Annotated in this window: 22 protein-coding genes; 8 read left to right on the top strand and 14 right to left on the bottom strand. The window is 48.2% G+C overall.

Going from position 1 to position 21,063, the window contains the following annotated elements; all coding sequences use genetic code 11:
- Nucleotides 1-73 precede the first annotated feature (73 nt).
- The 4 genes from C2M24_RS14965 to C2M24_RS14945 all read right to left on the bottom strand — a co-directional run bounded on the left by C2M24_RS14965 (nucleotide 74) and on the right by C2M24_RS14945 (nucleotide 2,391).
- Nucleotides 74-322 carry a hypothetical protein gene (locus C2M24_RS14965; RefSeq protein WP_199775732.1) on the bottom strand — a complete coding sequence of 83 codons (249 nt, stop codon included), beginning with the start codon at nucleotides 320-322 and terminating at the stop codon, nucleotides 74-76.
- A gap of 373 nt (nucleotides 323-695) precedes the next feature.
- Entirely contained in the window at nucleotides 696-992 is a 297-nt protein-coding gene (locus tag C2M24_RS14955; protein WP_105215936.1) for a single-stranded DNA-binding protein, read from the bottom strand.
- 2 nt (nucleotides 993-994) lie between these two features.
- On the bottom strand, nucleotides 995-1,240 hold the full coding sequence (locus C2M24_RS14950) for a hypothetical protein (protein ID WP_105215934.1): 246 nt from the start codon (nucleotides 1,238-1,240) through the stop codon (nucleotides 995-997).
- A gap of 8 nt (nucleotides 1,241-1,248) precedes the next feature.
- Nucleotides 1,249-2,391 carry a phage/plasmid replication domain-containing protein gene (locus C2M24_RS14945; RefSeq protein ID WP_199775731.1) on the bottom strand — a complete coding sequence of 381 codons (1,143 nt, stop codon included), beginning with the start codon at nucleotides 2,389-2,391 and terminating at the stop codon, nucleotides 1,249-1,251.
- Nucleotides 2,392-2,522: 131 nt separating this feature from the next.
- On the opposite strand from C2M24_RS14945, the gene C2M24_RS14940 reads away from it, so the two are divergent.
- The 6 genes from C2M24_RS14940 (at nucleotide 2,523) to C2M24_RS14915 (ending at nucleotide 8,684) form a co-directional block, all read left to right on the top strand.
- Nucleotides 2,523-2,888: a hypothetical protein gene (locus C2M24_RS14940; RefSeq protein WP_105215931.1), complete on the top strand. Its 366-nt coding sequence runs from the start codon at nucleotides 2,523-2,525 to the stop codon at nucleotides 2,886-2,888.
- Nucleotides 2,889-3,149: 261 nt separating this feature from the next.
- Nucleotides 3,150-3,530, top strand: a complete 381-nt coding sequence (locus tag C2M24_RS14935; protein WP_105199003.1) for a response regulator — start codon at nucleotides 3,150-3,152, stop codon at nucleotides 3,528-3,530.
- Between the two features lie 5 nt (nucleotides 3,531-3,535).
- Nucleotides 3,536-4,444, top strand: a complete 909-nt coding sequence (locus C2M24_RS14930; RefSeq protein WP_105199004.1) for an AAA family ATPase — start codon at nucleotides 3,536-3,538, stop codon at nucleotides 4,442-4,444.
- A 1-nt stretch (nucleotide 4,445) separates the two neighbouring features.
- Entirely contained in the window at nucleotides 4,446-5,435 is a 990-nt protein-coding gene (locus C2M24_RS14925; RefSeq protein ID WP_158683788.1) for a DUF58 domain-containing protein, read from the top strand.
- Nucleotides 5,428-7,365, top strand: coding sequence for a transglutaminase family protein (locus tag C2M24_RS14920; RefSeq protein WP_158683787.1), 1,938 nt, complete (start codon nucleotides 5,428-5,430; stop codon nucleotides 7,363-7,365). Before C2M24_RS14925 ends, C2M24_RS14920 begins: the two co-directional genes overlap by 8 nt.
- A 2-nt stretch (nucleotides 7,366-7,367) precedes the next feature.
- On the top strand, nucleotides 7,368-8,684 hold the full coding sequence (locus tag C2M24_RS14915; RefSeq protein ID WP_105215925.1) for a Na+/H+ antiporter family protein: 1,317 nt from the start codon (nucleotides 7,368-7,370) through the stop codon (nucleotides 8,682-8,684).
- Nucleotides 8,685-8,878: 194 nt separating this feature from the next.
- On the opposite strand, the gene C2M24_RS14910 is transcribed toward C2M24_RS14915, so the two are convergent.
- From C2M24_RS14910 to C2M24_RS14900, 3 genes are read right to left on the bottom strand one after another with little or no spacing between them, the layout of a single operon-like run.
- Nucleotides 8,879-9,316: an acyl-CoA thioesterase gene (locus tag C2M24_RS14910; protein WP_105199008.1), complete on the bottom strand. Its 438-nt coding sequence runs from the start codon at nucleotides 9,314-9,316 to the stop codon at nucleotides 8,879-8,881.
- Nucleotides 9,309-10,169 carry a M23 family metallopeptidase gene (locus C2M24_RS14905; protein WP_105215923.1) on the bottom strand — a complete coding sequence of 287 codons (861 nt, stop codon included), beginning with the start codon at nucleotides 10,167-10,169 and terminating at the stop codon, nucleotides 9,309-9,311. Before C2M24_RS14905 ends, C2M24_RS14910 begins: the two co-directional genes overlap by 8 nt.
- A complete protein-coding gene (locus tag C2M24_RS14900; RefSeq protein ID WP_105215921.1) occupies nucleotides 10,162-11,019 on the bottom strand; it encodes a 6-carboxytetrahydropterin synthase in 858 nt (285 codons plus the stop codon). Before C2M24_RS14900 ends, C2M24_RS14905 begins: the two co-directional genes overlap by 8 nt.
- A gap of 238 nt (nucleotides 11,020-11,257) precedes the next feature.
- On the opposite strand from C2M24_RS14900, the gene fabA reads away from it, so the two are divergent.
- Nucleotides 11,258-11,773, top strand: coding sequence for a bifunctional 3-hydroxydecanoyl-ACP dehydratase/trans-2-decenoyl-ACP isomerase (gene fabA, locus C2M24_RS14895; protein WP_105199010.1), 516 nt, complete (start codon nucleotides 11,258-11,260; stop codon nucleotides 11,771-11,773).
- A 57-nt stretch (nucleotides 11,774-11,830) separates the two neighbouring features.
- Here the strand turns inward: fabA and rmf are convergent, their stop codons facing one another.
- Nucleotides 11,831-12,001 (bottom strand): ribosome modulation factor, encoded by a 171-nt coding sequence (gene rmf, locus C2M24_RS14890; protein WP_105199011.1) that lies wholly within the window; start codon nucleotides 11,999-12,001, stop codon nucleotides 11,831-11,833.
- 471 nt (nucleotides 12,002-12,472) lie between these two features.
- The gene (locus C2M24_RS14885) at nucleotides 12,473-14,290 is read right to left on the bottom strand and encodes a protein kinase domain-containing protein (protein WP_105216161.1); all 1,818 of its coding nucleotides are present in this window, start codon (nucleotides 14,288-14,290) and stop codon (nucleotides 12,473-12,475) included.
- A gap of 168 nt (nucleotides 14,291-14,458) precedes the next feature.
- On the opposite strand from C2M24_RS14885, the gene C2M24_RS14880 reads away from it, so the two are divergent.
- The gene (locus C2M24_RS14880) at nucleotides 14,459-16,198 is read left to right on the top strand and encodes a hypothetical protein (protein WP_105215919.1); all 1,740 of its coding nucleotides are present in this window, start codon (nucleotides 14,459-14,461) and stop codon (nucleotides 16,196-16,198) included.
- 63 nt (nucleotides 16,199-16,261) lie between these two features.
- On the opposite strand, the gene C2M24_RS14875 is transcribed toward C2M24_RS14880, so the two are convergent.
- From C2M24_RS14875 to C2M24_RS14855, 5 genes are read right to left on the bottom strand one after another with little or no spacing between them, the layout of a single operon-like run.
- The gene (locus tag C2M24_RS14875) at nucleotides 16,262-17,035 is read right to left on the bottom strand and encodes an SDR family oxidoreductase (protein WP_105199013.1); all 774 of its coding nucleotides are present in this window, start codon (nucleotides 17,033-17,035) and stop codon (nucleotides 16,262-16,264) included.
- Nucleotides 17,036-17,037: 2 nt separating this feature from the next.
- Entirely contained in the window at nucleotides 17,038-17,925 is an 888-nt protein-coding gene (gene mmsB / locus C2M24_RS14870; RefSeq protein WP_105199014.1) for a 3-hydroxyisobutyrate dehydrogenase, read from the bottom strand.
- Nucleotides 17,926-17,934: 9 nt separating this feature from the next.
- Nucleotides 17,935-19,068: an enoyl-CoA hydratase/isomerase family protein gene (locus tag C2M24_RS14865; protein WP_105199015.1), complete on the bottom strand. Its 1,134-nt coding sequence runs from the start codon at nucleotides 19,066-19,068 to the stop codon at nucleotides 17,935-17,937.
- Complete coding sequence (locus C2M24_RS14860) at nucleotides 19,068-19,844, bottom strand: enoyl-CoA hydratase (RefSeq protein WP_105215909.1); 777 nt, start codon at nucleotides 19,842-19,844, stop codon at nucleotides 19,068-19,070. Before C2M24_RS14860 ends, C2M24_RS14865 begins: the two co-directional genes overlap by 1 nt.
- Before the next feature lie 9 nt (nucleotides 19,845-19,853).
- Nucleotides 19,854-21,011, bottom strand: a complete 1,158-nt coding sequence (locus C2M24_RS14855) for an acyl-CoA dehydrogenase family protein (protein ID WP_105215907.1) — start codon at nucleotides 21,009-21,011, stop codon at nucleotides 19,854-19,856.
- Nucleotides 21,012-21,063 lie beyond the last annotated feature (52 nt).

Raw genomic sequence — 21,063 nt, 5'->3', positions numbered from 1 at the left:
TTACTCCGCTTGTAAACCCAGCAATAAAGCAGTAGATGAGCATACAAGCGAAAAGTATTGTTGTTGCCACTTACTAGCGGCCTAACAAACGAAGTACGTAACCAGCACCACAGATAACAGCGGCCAGAGCAATTACACCCACAACGGCAGCGGTGACGTTGGTAGATGCATCAGTCTGAGCGGCAGTGATAGCAGCCGTATGGTCGGTAGCAAAAGCAGCACCAGAAGCAGCAACAGCAGAAACACCAGCAGTTAGCTTGGCACCAGTTTTAGCAAGCTTGGCTTGCAGGATATTAAGTTTTTTCATAACGTTGATTTCCATTAGTTTTTGCCCAAAAAGCGGACGACATGGCCGATTGAATGGCCGATTATAAAAGTGATTAATGCCGAGGCATGAATCATGGCGAACAAGTCGCCGTCAAACGCAAACAAGCTATTAAGCGTGTTCACAACACTGTTATCGCTAAGCGATTGAAGCTCAGTGGTAGTAAGTAGAACGAAATCGCAGAGTTCTTGCGTGGAAGTTACTAGCGTTCCGTCTGGTTGAGTTGTTACACACTGAGCCACAATTACTTACCGTTTAAATAAAGCGTAAATTAAGACGCATAAAGCTATGAACAAAAGCACAATTCCAACAGAGGTGAATTGTGCGGTATCAGCTGTTGACGAAACAGAACTTACATAAGGGTGCATGGTTAACTAGCCTTGCTAAGTTCATGCGGCTGGGCCGGTTTTAGAACTAAGTTGCGCTTTAACTCCAAATCGCCCCAGCGGCCAGCTTGGAAGCTAAGAGGGTCAAGAACATATTTACCAACGGGCAAGCAATCAGTGTGAGCATCAAAGCTCAAGCGGAATTCTTGAGGAAAAGCTCCGCCGTTGTACATATAGGCTCGCTGGTCGTACACATCGCGTTGCTTGTCGGTGCCACGTTGTACGGTGCGCGGAACAGGCTGCTCATGGCCCTTAACGATTTCAATGATTAGTAGTGACATGGTTAGTTCTCCGGGTAGTTATCAAGCGCGGTGCGCTGGCTTTGTAAAAATTGAATTCTGTTACGCTTTTCAAGTGCGTTAACTGCTGCCAAAGCGATAGGCATCATAAGTGCACACGTAAAAGCGCCCTCAGCCGTTGGGTACTCATGTATTGCTAGAGCAAACAGACCTAATAGAAAGAAAATCAGGTAAGAAACCAACGTGAGGATGTTGACGGTTGATTTGGCTGCCGAGTTTATGAGTGACATAAGAGTCCTTAAGCGACTAAGCGCAAGTGATTAGAAGTAGGGCGCTGATACCAGTGAGGGTATGCAAGTTCGCCCGTTTCGATTTCGACAGCGCGAGTAACCACTACTGGAGAGAAGCGGCTAGCGTCGAAGATGTTTTTAATATCGATACCGATTTTGCGAAGTCGGGCGCGGTGCGTCTTCACCTGGCTTTTGCTGAAATCGAAAATTTTACCGTGTGACCACTCGAGGGCGTACATGGCCGTAGTATTAGCGGCCTTAGTAGTGCCGCAAACGTTGTTGCTTAATAGCTGCTGCGAAATGCTTTCTAAGTTCATGGCGGTCACCTGTAAACGTGCGTCTATATCTCTGAATTCTTGGTGCTGTGTCTTAAGTTTAGTTTCGTCAAATAGGCCCCAGTAACGACAGTCGTCACGGGTTAATACTTCGGCTTTAAAGGATTGTTCAAATCGAGCCACGCCCTGAGCGCGGCAATAATCTCGTAGGCTTAATAGATACTGATACTGCTCAGATGAACGACCATATTTATTGGCGATTTTTGGCAGTGTGAATAAATCGAGTTCGTTGGCCTTGTCGTAGACCTTGGAGTAAATAAGGGGAGCGTTACCTTTTTCTGATTTCCAGTCACATGTACAGCCATTGGTGTACAGGTTCGGAATCGAATTACGATAGCGCAGGGTGCTGATACCCTTAATGTAATCTTTGGCGTAGCCGCCAGTGGTCTTGTTGCTGGTAACGTCGATGCGGGTAAAAATTGCCCCGTCAGAAAACTTCCTGTTTTTCTTCGTTTCGGGGCATTGCCCATACCAAACCTTGGTGCATTTAGTGAAGGGAGGAAGGCCAAGCGACAACAAGATGCGATTAAAAACGGCCATGCAATCATCTAAAGAGCCAATCCCTTCGAGGTTGTCTAGTCTATCGAATTTGGAAGGGTTGCCGCTCATAGTGATGCGATGGCCAGAGATGGCAATAGACACGGTGCTACAGTGTGAGCCTTCGTGCTGGAATTTAGGCTGGATGATTTTACCGAACTCGCCAGTTTCAACGTTAAGGCGCTGGTAAACATCCATATTGATAATAGGCAGAACGAAGTCAAAGTCCTGATGAACTGTGATCCAGTCGTAAAATATGTGATTTAACGAATCTGACATTCTGCTATCCCTAATCCAGTTCGCAACATTACGAACTGAGTGGGAGTTTAGATAACAATTATGCGAACTGTCAAGTTAACAAAGTTATGAATTTGGCCATATACTATTAAAAAAATTAAGAGGTAAACACGATGGGCTTTAGCGCAGAGCTAATTGATAAATACAAAGCACACAAAGAATATACGCAAGATAAACAGGTCGTATCTGACTTAGATAAGTGCCATAAGAGCTGTATTAGCGAGATAAGATCAGGAAAAAGGCACCTAACAGCAACGCAGTGTATTTTTTTGGCAAAGCAAGTAGGCATCGATCCAAAGGAAGCATTGTTGGAGTTAGCCATTGAGAAAGCAAAAACGAAAGAAGAAGAGTCTATTCTCAAGGACACCCTAAAAAAGATTAGTGCTGCTTGCATCCTAACCATTGCCATTGCGGCAGCGCACTTATCAGGCCCAACGATGGCCCCGCTTATGCGGAACTGGCAATTTAACATAATATAAATTATAGGTTATTAAGGCTTATAAGCAGCAGCACGAATCCATACGCCTGCATATGTCCAATACTAGACGGTATCGGACATTTTGATGATTTATATAAGTATTATTCGACTCATCTCTATAGCACTAACTATCACAGCGGCTATAGCTTCACATTAAATGTCGATTAAATTCACGATAAGTGTTCAATCATGCCTTGGTTGTATTGAGCAAATGCGCCTTATCGCATAGTATTGTTTAAAACAGCAATAAAAAAGATGCATTATGGAGTTTGTTCGCCCGCTGGAGCCAATTCTGATTATCGATAATGATCAGTCCATGCGTAGTTCTTTAGCCGCGATTCTCACCGAACTAGGTTATGACCAGATCACCGGTAGCGCGGATATTAACGACGCTAAACCTTTACTCGCTCAACTCGATCCCAAGGTTATCTTCGTTGATATTGCCTTACCTGACTGCGACGGTTGCGACATTATCAGCTACCTGTCGGAGCTACACCCGCACAGTAAAATCATCCTTTGTGCCGATCATAATTCTTACGAAAACGTTGAGCACAACTGGGAATTTGGCGCCGAGGAATACATAAGTAAACCTTTTAACGCCAACAAAGTCGACATGGTTATGAAGCGTTTAGAGCTTAACTAATCCCTATGCAAGAAAAATTAAAACAACTGACGCTGGGTTTAGCGGATGTCATCTATGGCAAAGAACAACAAATAAAACTCGCCCTATGCGCCATGCTATCCCGTGGCCATTTATTGCTTGAAGACCTGCCTGGCATGGGTAAAACAACCTTGTCTCACGGTTTGGCGCAAACCCTAGGCATGAGTTATCAGCGTATTCAATTTACCAGTGACTTATTGCCCGCGGATATTCTCGGCGCCAGTATTTTTAACACCAAAGAGCATAAGTTTACGTTTCATAAAGGCCCTATTTTCAGCCAAATTGTGTTGGCGGATGAAATTAACCGCGCCGGCCCTAAAACTCAAAGCGCCTTGCTTGAAGCCATGGAAGAAGGCTGTGTCAGTATAGACTCAGAGCGTTATACCTTACCGGAACCTTTTTTCGTAATTGCCACGCAAAACCCGCAGCATCAATCCGGTACCTTTCCACTTCCGGAATCCCAGCTGGATCGCTTTTTTATGCGACTTAGCCTGGGCTTTCCACCGGCAGACGCAGAAAAACTGCTGATCAAAGGTCTTGGTCCGCAAAGGCATAAAGCAATAGAGCCTATTATCAGCTGCACCGAGCTGCAACAGATGCAAAATCACGTGGATAATATAAGTATCGCCAACACAGTGGTCGATTATATTCTCGCCTTAGTGACTCTGACTCGTCACGACCGTGATATTACCCATCCTTTATCACCGCGAGCCAGTATCGCTCTGGCCCAAGGCGCTAAAGCCTGGGCGTTTTTGGAAGGCCGGGATTATGTGATGCCTGAGGATGTGCAGGCAGTTTTTTCCAGTATCTGTGAACATCGCGTCAATCCACATGACAATTACAGTCAGGCCAGCGTGTGCGACGATATCTTGCGCCGGGTTAAGGTGCCGCTCTAGTATGACCGCCCTGCTGCGCAAGGCATTCGCCCCACTCCATCATCAATTACAAGATTGGCTGCTAAGGGATAAACATAAAACCACGTCGCTCACCTTAGGACACAGCACGGTTTACGTGCTGCCCTCAAAGCTGGGTTTTGGTTTTATCCTGGTGGCTGCTCTGAACTTTATACTTGCCGCCAACTATCAAAATAATCTGGTACAACTGAGCTCCTATTTAATGTTAGTGCTGGTGCTTATGTCTTTGATCCAATCCTACGCCAATATCAAAGGGCTGCAGTTGCAATTTAAAGAAGTGGCCAGTGGTTACGCCAATCAAGACCGCACTTATCGCCTCAGTCTGGCTAATCAGCAACGTAACAGCTATGCCATTCAATTACAGTGGCAAGGCAGCACGACTTTGGTTGAGAAGGTTGAAGATAGCAGCCAGGATGTCTCCATCCAGGGTGGGAAGCAAGCGCGAGGCTATTATAAGGTACCGAGATTGAAGGTGTTTTCCACCTATCCCTTTGGTCTCGCAAAAGTATGGAGCTACCTCGATGCGAACGCCGATTATTATGTCTACCCTGCTCCTCAGCCCCATAATCATGGTTTAAGCAAGCAAGCACTTGATGACTCGCCGCAACAAACTTCCGGTGCTTTAAGCCAGTCCGGTAATGACGAGTTCGATGGTCTTAAAGAGCACAAACAGCTCGCCGATTATCGACGTATTTCCTGGAAACACTTTGCCAAGCGAGAGCAGCTTTTAGTCAAAGAATTTATCACCGAGGCCGACAGCGCCTACCTAGTAGATTTTGAAAAGTTCCCTGGCGATGTTGAAAATCGTTTAAGCCTGATGGCTTACAGTATTGAGCAGGCGCAAATCCAACATATGCCTATCGCCGTCGCACTGCCGGGCCTTATACTTGCCTGTAATAACAGTGATGAGCATTATGTCAAGGCGCTGCGTGCCCTCGCCCTTTATAAAAAGCGGGGCTCACACCATGAGTAATTTTGCCAGCAGCGCCCTTAGCTTTATTTATATCGGTATCCTGATGATGTTGTCGGCCGAGTTGCCGACCATGCTATTGAGTCTGTTGCTCTTGTTATGCCTTTGGAACCTGCTATTAGCAAACAAGGGGCTCACACGCCCAGCCATGCTGGCAACCAACCTGCTGGCGGCTGCCTTATTGGCGGTACTCTTTATCACAGTAAATTTAAAACAAAGTGTCTTGTTGTTTGTGACCATGCTGCTGCAGGCAAGTATTTTAAAACTCTTGCAGGCAGAGAGTGCTAAGCAACAACAAACCGTGATAGTGCTGACTTTTTTCTCTATCTCCACCGTGTTTCTTTATCAGCAGTCCTTGTATAGCACATTACTTGTAGGCGTTTTTTTCGTCACCTTAACCATTGCCCTGGCTAGCCTCAATGGCTTGCCAACCACACGTTTAGCCATGCGCAAGAGTATTTATTCGCTCTGTATTGCCGTGCCTCTTGCGGCCTTGATGCTGGTGTTTGTGCCTAAAATGCCGGCATTTTGGCAGTTACCCGGCGCCAATACCGCTAAAACCGGCTTGAATGAGCGCGTCGACCCTTTTGATATCGCCAGTTTGGCAAAATCCGATGAACTGGTATTTCGCGCCGAGTTCAATGATGATCAAGCAGCTCCGCCTTATTATTGGCGCGCCATGTTGCATACCAGTTTCGACGGCAAGGCCTGGGTAAAGGAAAAAGCCCCGGCCTACGAGCGTCAAAATATAGATTGGCCCGCCTATACAGGTTCTGCACAAATATACCTGGAAAAAAGTGCCAACGCTTGGCTTTATACGCTAGGCGATGGGGTTAGCCCTGCCGCCGATGTCAGAAACATCAATGACGGTTTATTGCTGCGCCAAGACCCATCCGCGTCGAACTTTAAATATCCATTGCGTTATCGTCCACAATTGCCCGCGGCGCTAAGCCAATACGAATATCGGTACTACACCCAATTACCACTACAAGGCAACCCGCTGGCCCGTAACCTGGCCAAGCGTTTGCTAGCGAAAAGTGATAATGTCGAGGCTTTTATCAGTGAGCTCTATGGGCATTACCGCTATCAAGGTTTTACTTATACCCTGACCCCTACACCCATTACCGGCAGCAACAGTCTGGATATTTTTCTCACTCAGACTCAGCGAGGCTTTTGCGGTCATTATGCCAGTGTCAGTGCCTTTATGATGCGCAGCGTAGGCATTCCTGCTCGTTTGGTATCCGGCTATCTGGGTGGAGAAAATGTCGGCGACAGTAATTATCTTTCTGTATATCAATACGATGCCCATGCCTGGGTGGAATATCACGATGGTGAACAGTGGCAACGTTTTGATGCCACCTCAGTGGTCGCTCCTGAGCGCCTCAATGGCTCTTTGTCTCAAGTCGACCAGCTGCAACAGGAGTTTCGCGCCAATCTGGATCTCGGACTATTACAGCTTAGTGGCTTTAAATCATTAAACTGGCTGCGGATTCAATTAGAGAAAATTGACTACCGCTGGACCAAATGGGTGCTTGGGTTCGACCAGGAAAAACAAAATAACTTTCTAAAAGAGTTGCTAGGCAGTCAGTTTGCACAATACAGTATGGCCCTTGTGGTTATTGGCATTGCCCTGGTATTATTTGTTATCTTGATCCTCAGTTCACGTCACCGCAAGGTGCAATTGACCTTCAGTGCCAAGCAGTTGGCCAAGCTATTTAATGCCGCCGATAATTCATCTCTTTTATCACCAGAGCAACTTACACCCGTGGCCCAGCTAAACTATCTGGCAACGCATACGCCAAGACTTAAAACACAGATGGAGCAAATTTCTCGTTTTTACATCCAAGCCACCTACGAGCAGAAACCGCTCACAAAAAAACAGCGCTCAGAGTTTAGAAAAGTAGTAAATAAGTCAATAAAAATCATAGGGTAAAAATGAATTCAGTCATTGTCGGCGTATTTCTTATGCTGTTATTGACCCTGTTTCGGGTCAATGTCATTGTCGCCATGACGGTCGCGGCGCTTGTCAGCGGCTTGGTCGGTGGGCTTTCCCTTACCGATACGGTCACAGCTTTCAACACAGGTCTCTCCGGCGGCGCTGAAATAGCCTTGAGCTATGCCATGCTCGGCGCTTTTGCCGTCGCCATCGCCAAGTCCGGACTGACCAATTTATTGGCGGCGCGCTTATTGGTGTTAATGGGCAAAGAGCAAACATCGGAGCGTTTTTTATCCTTCGCCATTATGGCCGTGGTGCTGTTTTGCGCCTTAAGTTCGCAAAACCTGATCCCCGTACATATCGCCTTTATTCCGATTTTAATTCCGCCACTTTTGGCGATTTTTAATCGTTTGCAGATGGACCGCCGTGCCATTGCCTGTATTCTTACCTTTGGTTTAGCCACCGCTTACATGGTACTGCCCTACGGTTTTGGCGGTATTTATCTATACAATATTTTGCACCTTAACCTGGTTGAAAATGCCTTAGTTATCGACAAAAGTGCCGTACCACAGGCCATGATCATCCCTGCCATCGGCATGTTTGTGGGGTTATTGGTGGCGGTGTTTATCAGTTATCGTCGCAAACGTGAATACAATCACACCTTGGTGAGCGAGGCGAAATCCTTAGAAGTTGAAAACCCAGGCAAGGTATTACTGGTCGGCACCTTGGCTATTGTTTTATCCCTGATCGCCCAGTTTATGAGTCAGTCTATGATCCTGGGTGGCTTGGTTGGGGTTATGGTCTTTACCCTTTTTGGTATCGTCAAATGGCATGAAAATCAGGATGTGTTTTCTAAAGGCGTGGCCATGATGGCGATGATAGGCTTTATTATGATCTCCGCTCAGGGCTTTGCCGAGGTCATGAAGGCAACCGGCCATATAGATACTTTGGTCAGCGGCGCCGCAGATATGATAGCCGGTAATAAGCCCGTGGCGGCACTGCTAATCCTGTTAGTTGGCTTGATGATCACCATGGGCATAGGCAGCTCGTTTTCCACCGTGCCCATTATCGCCGCCCTCTTTGTGCCCTTGTGTTTGCAACTGGGTTTTTCACCCATGGCTACCGCAGCCCTTGTTGGGACAGCCGGTGCGTTAGGGGATGCCGGCTCCCCTGCTTCGGACTCAACCCTAGGGCCAACATCGGGCTTAAATGTCGATGGCCAACACGACCATATCTGGGATTCAGTGGTGCCAACCTTTATCCACTTTAATATTCCCTTAGTCCTGTTTGGTTGGATAGCCGCCATGGTTCTTTAGACAAGCCAAGTAAGATTCAAAAAGAGCCGCATCGCGGCTTTTTATCCTTTGTAATACCGCAATTTGTCATTCACTTGAAAAACTTTAACTAATGTTTAGTTGGGAAAGCCAAGGTTGATCATGTCAAACCGATAGTATGATGTGTTCATTATGCGTGGGCAGATTAAAAAAGGGAGCCTTAGCTCCCATTCTTATTAGTCTTGAAATCCGTTTATCATTCGCTCGCAGACTACAGGAGTTGGCCTGTGGTTTTCATCAACGGCAACAAAGGTAAAGCTGCCACGAATGGCTAAATGCTTGTTATCTTTATGCATGGTCTCAAGGAAGATTTCGACATCCACCTTTAAGCTGGTGTTACCTACGTGTACTACCTTAGAAACTAACTCGGCAAAGGTACCGGCAGGAATAGCTTCTTTAAAGTCAACGCGGTCTGATGAAATGGTTACCAAAGGCTTGCGACAAAAGCGGGTCGCAGCGATAAAGGCGACCTCATCCATCCAGGCCAAGGCATCGCCACCGAACAAGGTGTTGTGGTGGTTGGTACGCCCAGGAAACACGGTTTTGGTTACATGGGTAATTGAGTCTTGAATACGCTGTGCAACAACGGCATCTTTATCTAGGGTATTAGTCATTCGTGTTAGCTTCGCTCGCTAAAGTGTCTATCATCATAAGTTGCGGGTCTAATCGGGTGTTAAACCAGTTAAAACGCCAGTCTAAATGCGGGCCTGTTACCCGCCCTGTGGCACCAATTTGGCCGATGCGCTCGCCTGTTTTTATCATTTCGCCTTTTTCCACCAACACCTTGTGCATATGGATATAGGTTGAACTGATACCGTGGCCATGATCGATAATCACAGTACCACCTGAGTAATATAGGTCCGGATGAGCGAACACCACGCGTCCTGGTAAAGGTGCATAAATGGGCGTGCCCGTCTTATTGGCGATATCCAAACCGAAATGAGGGCGTTTGGGCGTACCGTTGAAGTATCTTTGGCTGCCATACACACCAGAAATTCGACCTTTGGCTGGGCGATACACGGGCGCTATAAAATCTGTTAAATCCGATTCATTGGCGCGGGCCTCACGAACCATGGCTGCGTCGCTGCGAATGCGCTCCAACACCTCTTTAGGTGGTTCTACGTACTTTTGCTCCACCCCTTCGATTTTATCTATCTTATATTCGCGTTGGCTGACGTTAAAGTCCAGCTGCTGCCAGTTACCCTGCTTATCAAGCCATTTTAGCTGCTGCTGAGGCTCTGCATCACGGTCTATACCAAAGACAAAATAGCCTTCAGCGCTGCGTTTAAGTTCACGCTCGGCAAACACGACTTTTTGCGCATGGGGCAATTGGCCAATAAGCATGGCACCTTGTGTCAATGTCCCCTTAACCAAGGGCTGTGGCAACTGCGCAGCCTTGGCCGCGGCCGGCGAACTACTGATACATGCTAGGGTAATTAAACTCGAACAAATGAAGCGTTTAAGCATAACTGATGGATCCTTTCCCTACCCCTTCATAAGCCGTTACTTTAATCTGCTTGTCTGGGTATTCTCGTTTTAATTCTTGCGCCATAAAGTCGGCAATACATTCAACCGTGGTATCACAAGGGAGTATTTCAACGCGATCGGCGCTAATGGCCAGCTCAAATTCGCCCTGAGTTGAGCGATAACGGCTGCAGAGGTCACCCTCTTTGGCTTGTATATGTTGCAGTTGCGTCGCTTCAACCTGATCTTCTGCACTAAGCAGGTAGATATCTTCCCAGCGGTCAGCCCACTGTTTTTGCAGGCGCGGCATTGCCATCCCATCGAGCTCTATACCCAGGGTGCTGCGATGACCGTGAATAATACGCTGACAATTGCCATCGTGCTTTTTCAGGCCGTGAGAATAATGATAATAGAAGCTGTTGCTTGGCTCTGGGCGTAAATGCAAACCCATGCCGGTAACATTTGCAGGTAATTGCGGGGTGATCAAGGCAATAAGATGTGCGATTAAGGCCTGCTCATCAATGCGCGGCGCATCGATTTTGCTTACCGCTTGCAGCGGTGCACTCATAGCCAGATGCTGGTTGGCACCAAAATGCGCATCAAGAATCACCATGTCGTCATTTTCAATCAGGCTTATATCCGCCTGCATTGGCACGGCCAGGGTATGGTCGACGCTGTCATCGATAATGCGCTTTATCTGCTTTTTTACCAAGCCAAAATCAAGCACCATGGACTCATCATTCAAAGCACCATCCAGGGTCAAATCAACAATCCAACTTTCTCCTACCGGTCCACGGTCGGGACAAAAATATGAAAAATCGATAACGGTAAGATCGTTGACAAACAAAGTCATAGGTCAGCCTAACAAGCAATTGATAATTTTGCCCAAAATTATACAGAGGAAAGGGTTAAATTGCTGCCCTTTTGCGGATTTATTGAAGATTCTCGCCCCTTTAACAGCGACACAACGCCAGATTCACATAAATTAAATAAAAAACCTGTAAATCTAGGCCATTAAATGACTGCTCAGAGTTGTTTAGCGTACAGGTGTACGCTAAAGTAGCTGCAAATTTTCAAACAATAAGTGTGTTATGGAACGTAAGAATAGCTACTCGAAAGAAGACTTGGTGTTGTGTGGTGAAGGTAAAATGTTCGGCGAGAACAACTGCCGCCTTCCTAGCGACAATATGTTAATGATGGACCGCATCGTTTCTATTACCGAAGACGGTGGTGAGCATGGCAAAGGTCAAATCGTAGCCGAGCTGGATATTGACCCATCACTGTGGTTCTTTGACTGCCACTTCAAAGGCGATCCGGTTATGCCTGGTTGTCTTGGCCTTGATGCTATGTGGCAAATCGTGGGCTTTTTCTTAGGTTGGTCAGGTGGTCCTGGGCTAGGTCGCGCACTGGGTGTGGGTGAAGTTAAATTTACCGGTCAAATCCTACCTACGGCGAAAAAAGTAACCTATCGCATCGATATGAAGCGCGTTATTAAGCGTAAACTATTTATGGGTATGGCCGATGGTACGGTAGAAGTAGATGGCCGCGTTATCTATGAAGCGAAAGATTTAAAAGTAGGTCTTTTCCAAGATACCAGCGCGTTTTAATCATCTGCATTAACGCTACAAAAAACGCCGCTTTATAGCGGCGTTTTAATTGAAAATTTAGACTTTAAATTGGGCTCGTTCTTCGATGGCCTCTCGCCACCCGCCAAGCCATTGTGATCGCGGGTCGAGCTGTTGGTAGGGGCAGTTTTCTTTTGAGCGGCCTGCCAAGCCTGCTTTATAACCTTGAGAATGGGCGCGTTCTAGACGATCACGTTTTTGTCTCTTCATAGGTAAAGTCCTCACCATTGTAGTTTCGTCATTTGTAGTGTTTTTATCATCTACAAGTAATGGATAATTAATAGAACTGTCACTTTAGATAGCCATACTTATTACCACATTGGGTTATTTCGGCTAAATGAGCAGTTATTGACTGCGAAAAAATAAGTGGCCGTACCTCTGTTTCTTCGACCGATTACATGGACTCCGTAATAAAGGCATCGTCGGTAGTGCTAAAAACCCGTGTAATTGACGGTAATATTTTTTTGCACAAAACGGACAATACTTACAACTACTGACAGCAAAAGCGACTAATAAGTTCCGCTGTCCCTAAGGTCAATCTGCCGTCTCTTGAGACAGTTTTCAAGTCTTATTTTTTTGTCTGACTAGATATAATATGTGCGGGAATTGATAGAAAAGAAAAGTGGCGCAGATCTTTATGAAACTGCGCTGGCGTACCCCATTCTTATGTTAATTTTTGCATCAACTATGTTTTTTTGGGTTCTTTGATAAAAAATAATCCGGCTGTTTTGCGCACAGCGAAAACTCCCGAGTGTTCTTATAAGGCAGCTTCATAAAGCCTGCCACACCTACCCCGTCTATGCTCATGGCATACTGCATAATTTCATTCAGTAACTGGGTAAACCGCGCTTCCTGAGAGGCATCAAGCAGGCGATAATAATGGTGTATTTTCAAACGCTGAGCTAATGACTCAAAGATAATACAGCCTGTATGGTGAATTTTATTGAGCTCGAAAACGCATTGAATGATCTTTTTCGGCAGTTGCAACTGCTCGTCCGGATCCTTGCCATCCTCAAAGTAGGAGTGCGGCCTTAGCATTTCCTTGGTGGGAATATCCGTTACGTCATAACTCAGCTCAGGCAACTGCTCAAACACAAAGGCGCCGGTGTCGTCTCGCTCTAGCTGAATAGTTTGCCTGGCATCAAACAGACAACACTTAAATAAGCCCTTTTGTTCTATGCCCTGGGCCAGTTTCACCGTGTTATCCACCGCATCCTGAAACGCCAGTTGCAGGGATTCGTCATAAAGGATCAGGCTGGACTCAACAAACAGGTTATCCTGTTTCCAGTGAAAACTAAGGCCGCCCACCACAGGGTATTTAGCCAGGCGGCTAATGGCGGCAAGAAACGCTTTTTCCGTGTCGCCGGTGTCGAACAGGAACTCCCGATAATACCGCTCTAATTGAGCATCATTCACATCGGTTAAGCGCTTATCGCTGTCGGCCTGGCGCAGAAACTGTTTACGCGAGCTATATACTACTGTGTCGGGCAAGATATCGGCCACCGAGCTCCAAAACGGGATCAGCGACTTAGAGGGTACGCGCTGCTGGACCGGCACAAAGGCTCGCGCCATGGCCGGCATATTACGAATAAAATAATCACCGGCCTTGTCCCGCGTGGCCTTGTCCTTACTGAGCATGCCATCGATTACCCTGGCGAACTCCACAGGCAGGCCCAAAGAGCTTGCTGGAATAACCTGGGCGCCAAAGCGACATGACTGAGCCGAAGCCAGCGCATAGAGCGTTGACGCCACACCTTGCTCGTCAAAACGCGGCGACGATTTAGCACCCGACATCTGCTCATCACCGATAAAGTACACATCCCCCATACGGGCATTGGTGTTGGTAATATCCGCCGACATTAAATCCATCACATTGGCACCCACTGGGTGTCCTTCGGCATCCAGCTGGGCATAGACGGAGCTGCCCCAATCGACCAAGGATAAGGTGCTGCTATCAGGGTCCCACACCAGGTTCGAAGGTTTAATATCGCCATGAACCACGGGCGTGGGCGTAATGCCGTTTCTATGCTGGCGCAGCAGCAAAAGTAATTGGTGTAATTGCAACCCCAGAGCCAACAGTTGTTTTGCGGATATCTTTCCTAGGCGCAGGGAGAAATGCTCTAGGTCGTGACCCAAGGAGCGTTCCATCATCAGGATCCCCTGTTTTTTTATGCGCTCAAAGGCATAAAACTTAGGGATCATCGGATGATCGAAGCGAGACAGCATATAGGCTTCGTCTTCAAGACGATCGCGCACCGATTGCGCTAAGGTAATACGGGAAAACTTAAATACCCACTGCTGCTCTTTGTCATCAACACCGGCAAACACAAAGCCATAAGCACCAGAGCCGATCAGCTCGACATCCCGATACCCCAGCATGGTCAGTTGCTTAATACAAATATTAAGCCATTGCTTATGTTTTTTTGCATCACGATGTGAGAGCAGATAAATGGACTGCTCTTCATTGATGTAAAAATTCGTGATCGGCCGTTGCGCCACCGCCACCTCAAGGTTTGTTAAAGTGCTAACTATCTGCTCAGTTTACGCTTTTTTTGAGCTATTCGAAATAATAGGAAACAAATTCGTCATTCCCGTGCGCTTGTTAAGGGCCACACATTAACGTATTCTTTTTGCTCAAAATAATTATCAACTAGAAATGGAGTTCTTATGAAGAAAGTCCTTATTGGTGCTGCGGTCGTTGCCGCCTTAGGTGGTGGTATCTATTACCAGCAGAATAATCAGTCCAATGCCAAAATAGATCTTGCCGAGCTAGACTATGTGCCCTCTGACACTGTGTTTTTTGCCTCTCAGCTTACCCCCTTCCCCTATGAGCAATATGCCAAGCTGTTACCCGCAACCGAGTTGAGTGAAGAGCAACGCGGTCAGTTTAGTGAAATTACCGAGGCGCTAAAACAAGACGGCGACAAGATTGCGGTGTTTATCGCCGAGCTGCTAAGCAAGTACGAGCAGGCCATAGCCACACAAAGCGCCGATAAGATATGGGGCTTTGGCAGCGAATTGCGTTACCTTAGCTACGCGGTTGGTATTATGCCCGTAGCCCGCATCGAACTGGCCGAGCCAAACACCTTCGTCAACACGGTGAAAGAAGCTGCAGACAAAGCGGGGATAAGCCACGAAGAAAAAACCCTGAATAACACCGCTTATACCCGTTTTATCCTTGAAGCAGAGCAAGGCCAGTCTCTTGAGCTAGTCCTCAGCGTCCAGGGGCAATGGTTAACCCTCACCCTGAACAGCGATATGGTGAGCAGTGAAGACGATCTCGCCCTGGCACTCGCTGCTAAAAAACCAACTAGGTCATTGGCGAGCACAGGTCGCCTGCAGGAATACGCTGATAAATATGGCTGGGATGGCAGCTCGGTCAATTTTATCGATAATAAGGCCTTGGTTTCGGCCCTGGTTGCCGAGAAACCTTCACGCCTAGGTACCATGATCGACACCTTTATAGCCAAAGCAGGTAAAACCAATGCCTTGGATGCGGTACGTACTCCAGGCTGTAAAAAAGACCTGCCCGCCATCGCAACTAAGTTCCCGGGCCTGGTCTGGGGCACATCAGATCTGGAAGTGACCAGCAGCCATGCTAACTTCGATGTCGATGTGATTTTTGAAAGCAGTGATAGCGACCTTCTTGGAGCATTAGCGACCCTGCGTGGCTTTATTCCTAAGCATGTTACCGATGCTGACGACGCCATTTTGAGCCTAGGCTATGGCATTGACGTAGCAAAGGTGGGTTCGCTAACCAACACCTTATGGAGCTCCTTCACTCAGGCCGAGTTTGAATGTGAACCCTTATTAATGGCCCAAGAGCAAGCACAGGGAGCCAACCCTATGGCCATCGCCATGGCCACGGGTATGTTTGCAGGGGTTAAAGGTGTCAGCTTCACCATTAATGACCTGGACTTGGATTTGACCAACCCACACGTTCCCGACATCAAGCAGTTCAGCGGCCTATTTACTCTCAGTGCCGACGATCCTATGACGCTGATCAATACCGCTAAATCTCTGGTACCTCATATGGCAGGTGTAAATGTGCCGAGCGACGGTAGTCCAGTCTCGGTAAACGAACTACTGGAAATGGGCATGGAGCACGATTTAGACGTTAAACTGGCCGTAAAGGGTAATCACATTACGCTATACACCGGTGAGCAAGCCGAGCAGCAGGTTGGCGCTTTGGAAAACGAAACGCTTGCAGCCAATGGCCTTCTCGGCATGACGGTTAACCTCGCACCATTAATGAAGATTGTCGTTGCCGCCAACGAGGCGAATGGGCAAGAAACGCCGCCTGAACTTAAGGCCCTGGCCAAGCAGGACATTTCTACCTCAATGACCACAGACATCAATGGCCATGGTTTACAACTAAGCTCAAGCTCGCATATTCGCAAGAACTAACAAATAGAAAGCAAACACAAAAAAGGCGGTCATTGACCGCCTTTTTTACGTCGAATATACGTCTTACAAACGAATACCGCCGTCGATTTCAACCACACGTCCGGTGAAGAAATCGTTTTCAAAGATATACTTGGCGGTATGGGCGATTTCCTCGGCTTCACCAAGACGACCAACCGGCTTCATCTTCACCAAGCGCTCTTTCGCTTCTGGCTTCATGGCATCCGTCATCTTGGTACGAATAACGCCTGGGGCAATGGCACCCACGCGAATACCAAAACGACCCAGCTCTTTGGCCCAGCTGGTCGTCATGGCAACCACGCCAGATTTAGCCGCAGAATAGTTGGTCTGACCCATGTTACCGGCACGAGCCACACTGCTCATGTTGATGATAACGCCACCCTCGCCGCTTTCAACCATGTGTACCGCAGCTTCACGGCCACATAGGAAAACACCGGTAAGGTTAACGTCAATAACAGACTGGAACTGCGCCAGAGACATCTTATCAACCACCTTGCCTTCTTTGGCCTTGATAAACAGACCGTCGCGCAGAATACCGGCGTTATTGATAAGGCCATGAATGGCACCAAAGTCTTGAGCGATAGCGGCAAAAGTTGCTTCCACTTCCTGCTCAACACTGACGTTGGCTACATAGGCTTTAATTTTTGCATCCGCATTGGTACTGGCCTGACGTAAATGAGTCACGGCTTCATCCAACAGAGCACTGTCCATATCGATCAGGGCCAACTGGGCGCCTTGCTCGGCAGCCATTTGCGCCATGGCGAGACCCAAACCCTGGGCGCCACCGGTGACAACTATGGTTTTATTATTTAAATCCATGCTTATTTCTTCTCAAATAGGGTAAAAATAGCGCTGAAGTCTTTTGCTCCTGCCCCTTGGTTTTGCAACAGGGTGTAGAGGTTTTTGCTAAGCGCACCAAGTGGTGTTACCGAGCCTGAGTTTTGCGCCGCTTCTAAGGCCAGACCCAGGTCTTTAGCCATCAAATCAACCATAAAGCCCGGCTGATACTGGTTGCTTGAAGGCACAGAATCAATCACACCCGGACATGGGTTATAAAGCTCTAATGTCCAGTTACGGCCTGAGCTATTAAGCATTATCTCAGACAGCACTTTAGGGTCTAAACCGTGATTAATACCCATTTGCAGGGCTTCACTGGTTCCCGCCATCAAGATACTCAACAGCATATTGTTACAGATTTTAGCCACTTGTCCGGCGCCAATGGCACCGGCATGGAAAATATTCTTACCCATGTTTTGCAAAATCGGCTCAACGGCGTCGAAATGTTCCTGCGCGCCACCGACGATAAAGGTTAAGGTACCCGCCGCGGCCCCTGCTACGCCACCGGAAACCGGCGCGTCGACAAAGGCAATGCCCTTGTCCATTAGCGCTTCGCCAAGGCTCTTGGCACTGGCCGCATCTATGGTTGAGCAGTCGATCACAATGGCATCGTCACCAAGGTGGTTAATTAAGCCATCTTCGCCTAAATAAAGTGATTGCACGTGCTTGGCCGCAGGCAGCATGCTGATCACAAAGTTAGCACCCTGAGCGACATCATTGGCGTTCTTACACGCCGTTGCCCCTTCCTCAGCCAATTGGCTGACCACATGCTGGTTTAAATCAAATACTTGCACTTGGTGGCCGGCGGCAATCAGGTTACGCGCCATTGGCGCGCCCATATTACCCAGGCCGATAAATCCTATTTTAGCCATGCCTTTCTCCTAAGCTAAGCTTGCCAACGGGTGGCTCTCACCCATGGGTGCAAAAAATCGTTCAATTACATCCGCAGGCACACTCTCTAAAGTGGGGTATTGCCACTTGGGTGCCATGTCTTTATCTATCAAGAGTGCACGAACGCCCTCTTGGAATTCACCCACCTCACAGCAGGTCACCGACATGCCCAATTCCATTTGGAAACAGGCTTTAAGGGATAAACCCTGAGCGCGTTTAAGCTGTTCGAACACCAGATGCGCGCTAAGCGGGCAACCGTGTTTCAGGGTTTTAATGGCCTTGGCGAGCCACTTATCGTCGGTTTCAATAGCGCTCAGGTAATCCACCTTGGCTGCCAGAGTGTCAAACTCGGCAAGCTTAGTGATAACTGCCTGATGCTTACGCAGGCCACCTTTTTCCATCGCCTTAGACTCGCTTTCGAATTTCTTCAGAAGCTGAGTCAGCTTATCGTGATTAAGGGCTGAAACCTGGCCCCAGCTTTGCTCACACAAGGTGCTTAGCAGCTCGACAAAGCGCTCGCTGTCGATGCTGTGATCCGCCAAACTTGCAAAACGAGCATCATCGGCATTCATCAGCGCCCCGGTTAGGCCGAGGAACAAACCCACCTGGTCCGGCGCTTTTTGTAAGAAATAGCTGCCGCCCACATCCGGGTATAAGCCTATGGTGATTTCCGGCATGGCGAGCTTAGAGCGCTCGGTGACGACACGGTGACTGGCGCCGGCCATCAGACCCATGCCGCCGCCCATGATAAAGCCATCACCCCACACGATGATCGGCTTGTCATAGCAGTGGATGGCATAGTCCAGACGGTATTCTTCGCTAAAGAAGGTCTTACCATAGTCTTTGGGCTCACCCGTGGCCATAGCGCGGTGCAGGCTGACCACATCGCCGCCGGCACAAAAGGCTTTTTCGCCGGCGCCCTTGATGATCACCAGGGCAACCTCGTCATCGCTTTGCCACTTGGTCAGCTGCTCGTCGAGCAGGCGGATCATATTCAGGTTTAAGGCATTGAGTGCTTTTGGCACATTTAAGGTAGCAAGGGCGATTTTTGCGCCATTGCTACACTGAGCCAGCTCAAACACCACCTCTGATTCTGGGTTATTGAGAGGGATCAGTGTATCCATTAGCCGTTCACCCAGTTCGCTTTGCGTTTTTCCAAGAAGGCATTTACACCCTCTTTTTGGTCTTGCGTGTCGAACAACTTCACAAACAGTTCACGCTCAAGCGGCAGTGCACTGGTGATATCGCCGTGACGACCTTTTTGAATCAGTTCCTTACAGTAGCTCACCGCTACAGGGCTTTGGTCGCCCACTTGCTCAGCAAGGGCCATGGCTTTATCAAGGGCACCACCTGCCGCTACCACTTCTTCTACCAGACCGATTTCTTTGGCCTTGTCGGCTTTAATGCGCTCGCCGCACAGGATCATGCGCTTGGCCCAGCCTTCGCCCACCAGCCATGACAGGTTCTGCGTACCACCGGCACAAGGAAGCAGACCCACCTTGGCTTCCGGCAGTGCCATTTGCGCTTGCTCTTCAGCGATACGGATATCACAGGCCAGGGCCACTTCCAGACCACCGCCCATGGCATAACCATTGATAGCGGCAATCGACACACCGCGGAAATTGCTTAGCGCTTCAAAGGCGGCACCAAATACTTGTGACATCTGCGCCGCTACGCCCTTGTCACCACTGGCGAATACATTTAAGTCGGCGCCGGCAGAGAAAAACTTCTCACCCTCGCCTGTCAGTACCAAGGCAAAGATGTCTTTATCGGCGTTAAGGGCTTCAACCTGCTCTTTAAGGCTGATTAGCGTTTGTTCAGTCCAGGTGTTTGCCGGCGGATTACTCATGGTAAGGACGGCAATGTGCCCTTTTTTTTCTAGTTGAATTTGTGCTGACATAACTTCCTCCTAAAGAATTTCGTTCACTTCATCGGCCAGAATGCGTCTAGCAACGATCAAGCGCATGATTTCGTTCGTACCTTCGAGAATTTGGTGAACACGTACATCACGCAGATGACGCTCAAGCGGGTATTCTTTGATGTAACCGTAACCACCGTGGATCTGCAGTGCATCATCACACACCTTCACGCCCACATCGGTAGCAAAACGCTTGGCCATGGCGCAATAGGCTGTTTTTTCGCTATCGCCACTGTCCAGTTTAAAGGCCGCCAGGCGAACCATTTGACGTGCTGCCACCAAGTCGGTGTTCATATCCGCCAGTTTAAATTGCAATGCCTGGAATGCCGCCAGCGGCTTACCGAACTGCTCACGCTCTTTAAGGTAGGCTTTTGCCGTGTTCAAGGCTTGTTGTGCGGTACCGATTGAACAGGTGGCGATATTAATACGACCGCCATCCAGGCCCTGCATAGCAAACTTAAAGCCTTCGCCTTCGTTACCTAACAGGTGATCGGCCGGAATACGTACGTTTTCAAAGGTAACCAGACGAGTCGGCTGGGCGTTCCAGCCCATTTTCTCTTCGGCTTTACCATAGCTGATACCTTCTGCATCGGCAGGTACCACAAAGGCGCTAATGCCTTTGGGGCCTTCTTCACCGGTACGGGCCATGACCACCAGCACTTCTGTACTGCCGGCGCCGGAGATAAACATTTTTGAACCCGTGATATAGTAATGGTCACCATCACGTACGGCCTTGGTTTTAAGTGAGGCCGCATCCGAACCGCTGCCTGGTTCAGTCAAACAGTAAGAAGCCAGTTTTTCACCGGTTACCAATTCTGGGCAATAGATGTCTTTGGCCGCTTGGGTACCGAAACTTGCCACCATCCAGGTCGCCATGTTGTGAATGGTCAACATTGCCGTGGTGGCGGTACAGCCTTTGGCCAGCTGCTCAAAAATGATGCTTGAGTCTAGACGAGAAAGACCTAAACCACCGGCTTCTTCCGGGGTGTAAAGGGAACAAAAGCCAAGCTCACCGGCTTTTTGAATGGTTTCTTTGGGGAAAATATGTTCCTGATCCCACTTTGCTGCAAAAGGGGCTAGTTCCTGGCTGGCGAAACGCTCGGCCATATCGGCAAAGGCCAGTTGATCTTCACTAAGATTAAAGTCCATAACACACTCTCTTGTACTACATGCTTATCGGGCCGCTCCTTGGCGACCCGTA

This window comes from Pseudoalteromonas sp. T1lg22 (assembly GCF_002964645.1).
GTDB lineage: Bacteria > Pseudomonadota > Gammaproteobacteria > Enterobacterales > Alteromonadaceae > Pseudoalteromonas.
Note: the sequence above shows the minus strand (reverse complement) of the source record. Positions and strands in the feature narration are given on the sequence as shown.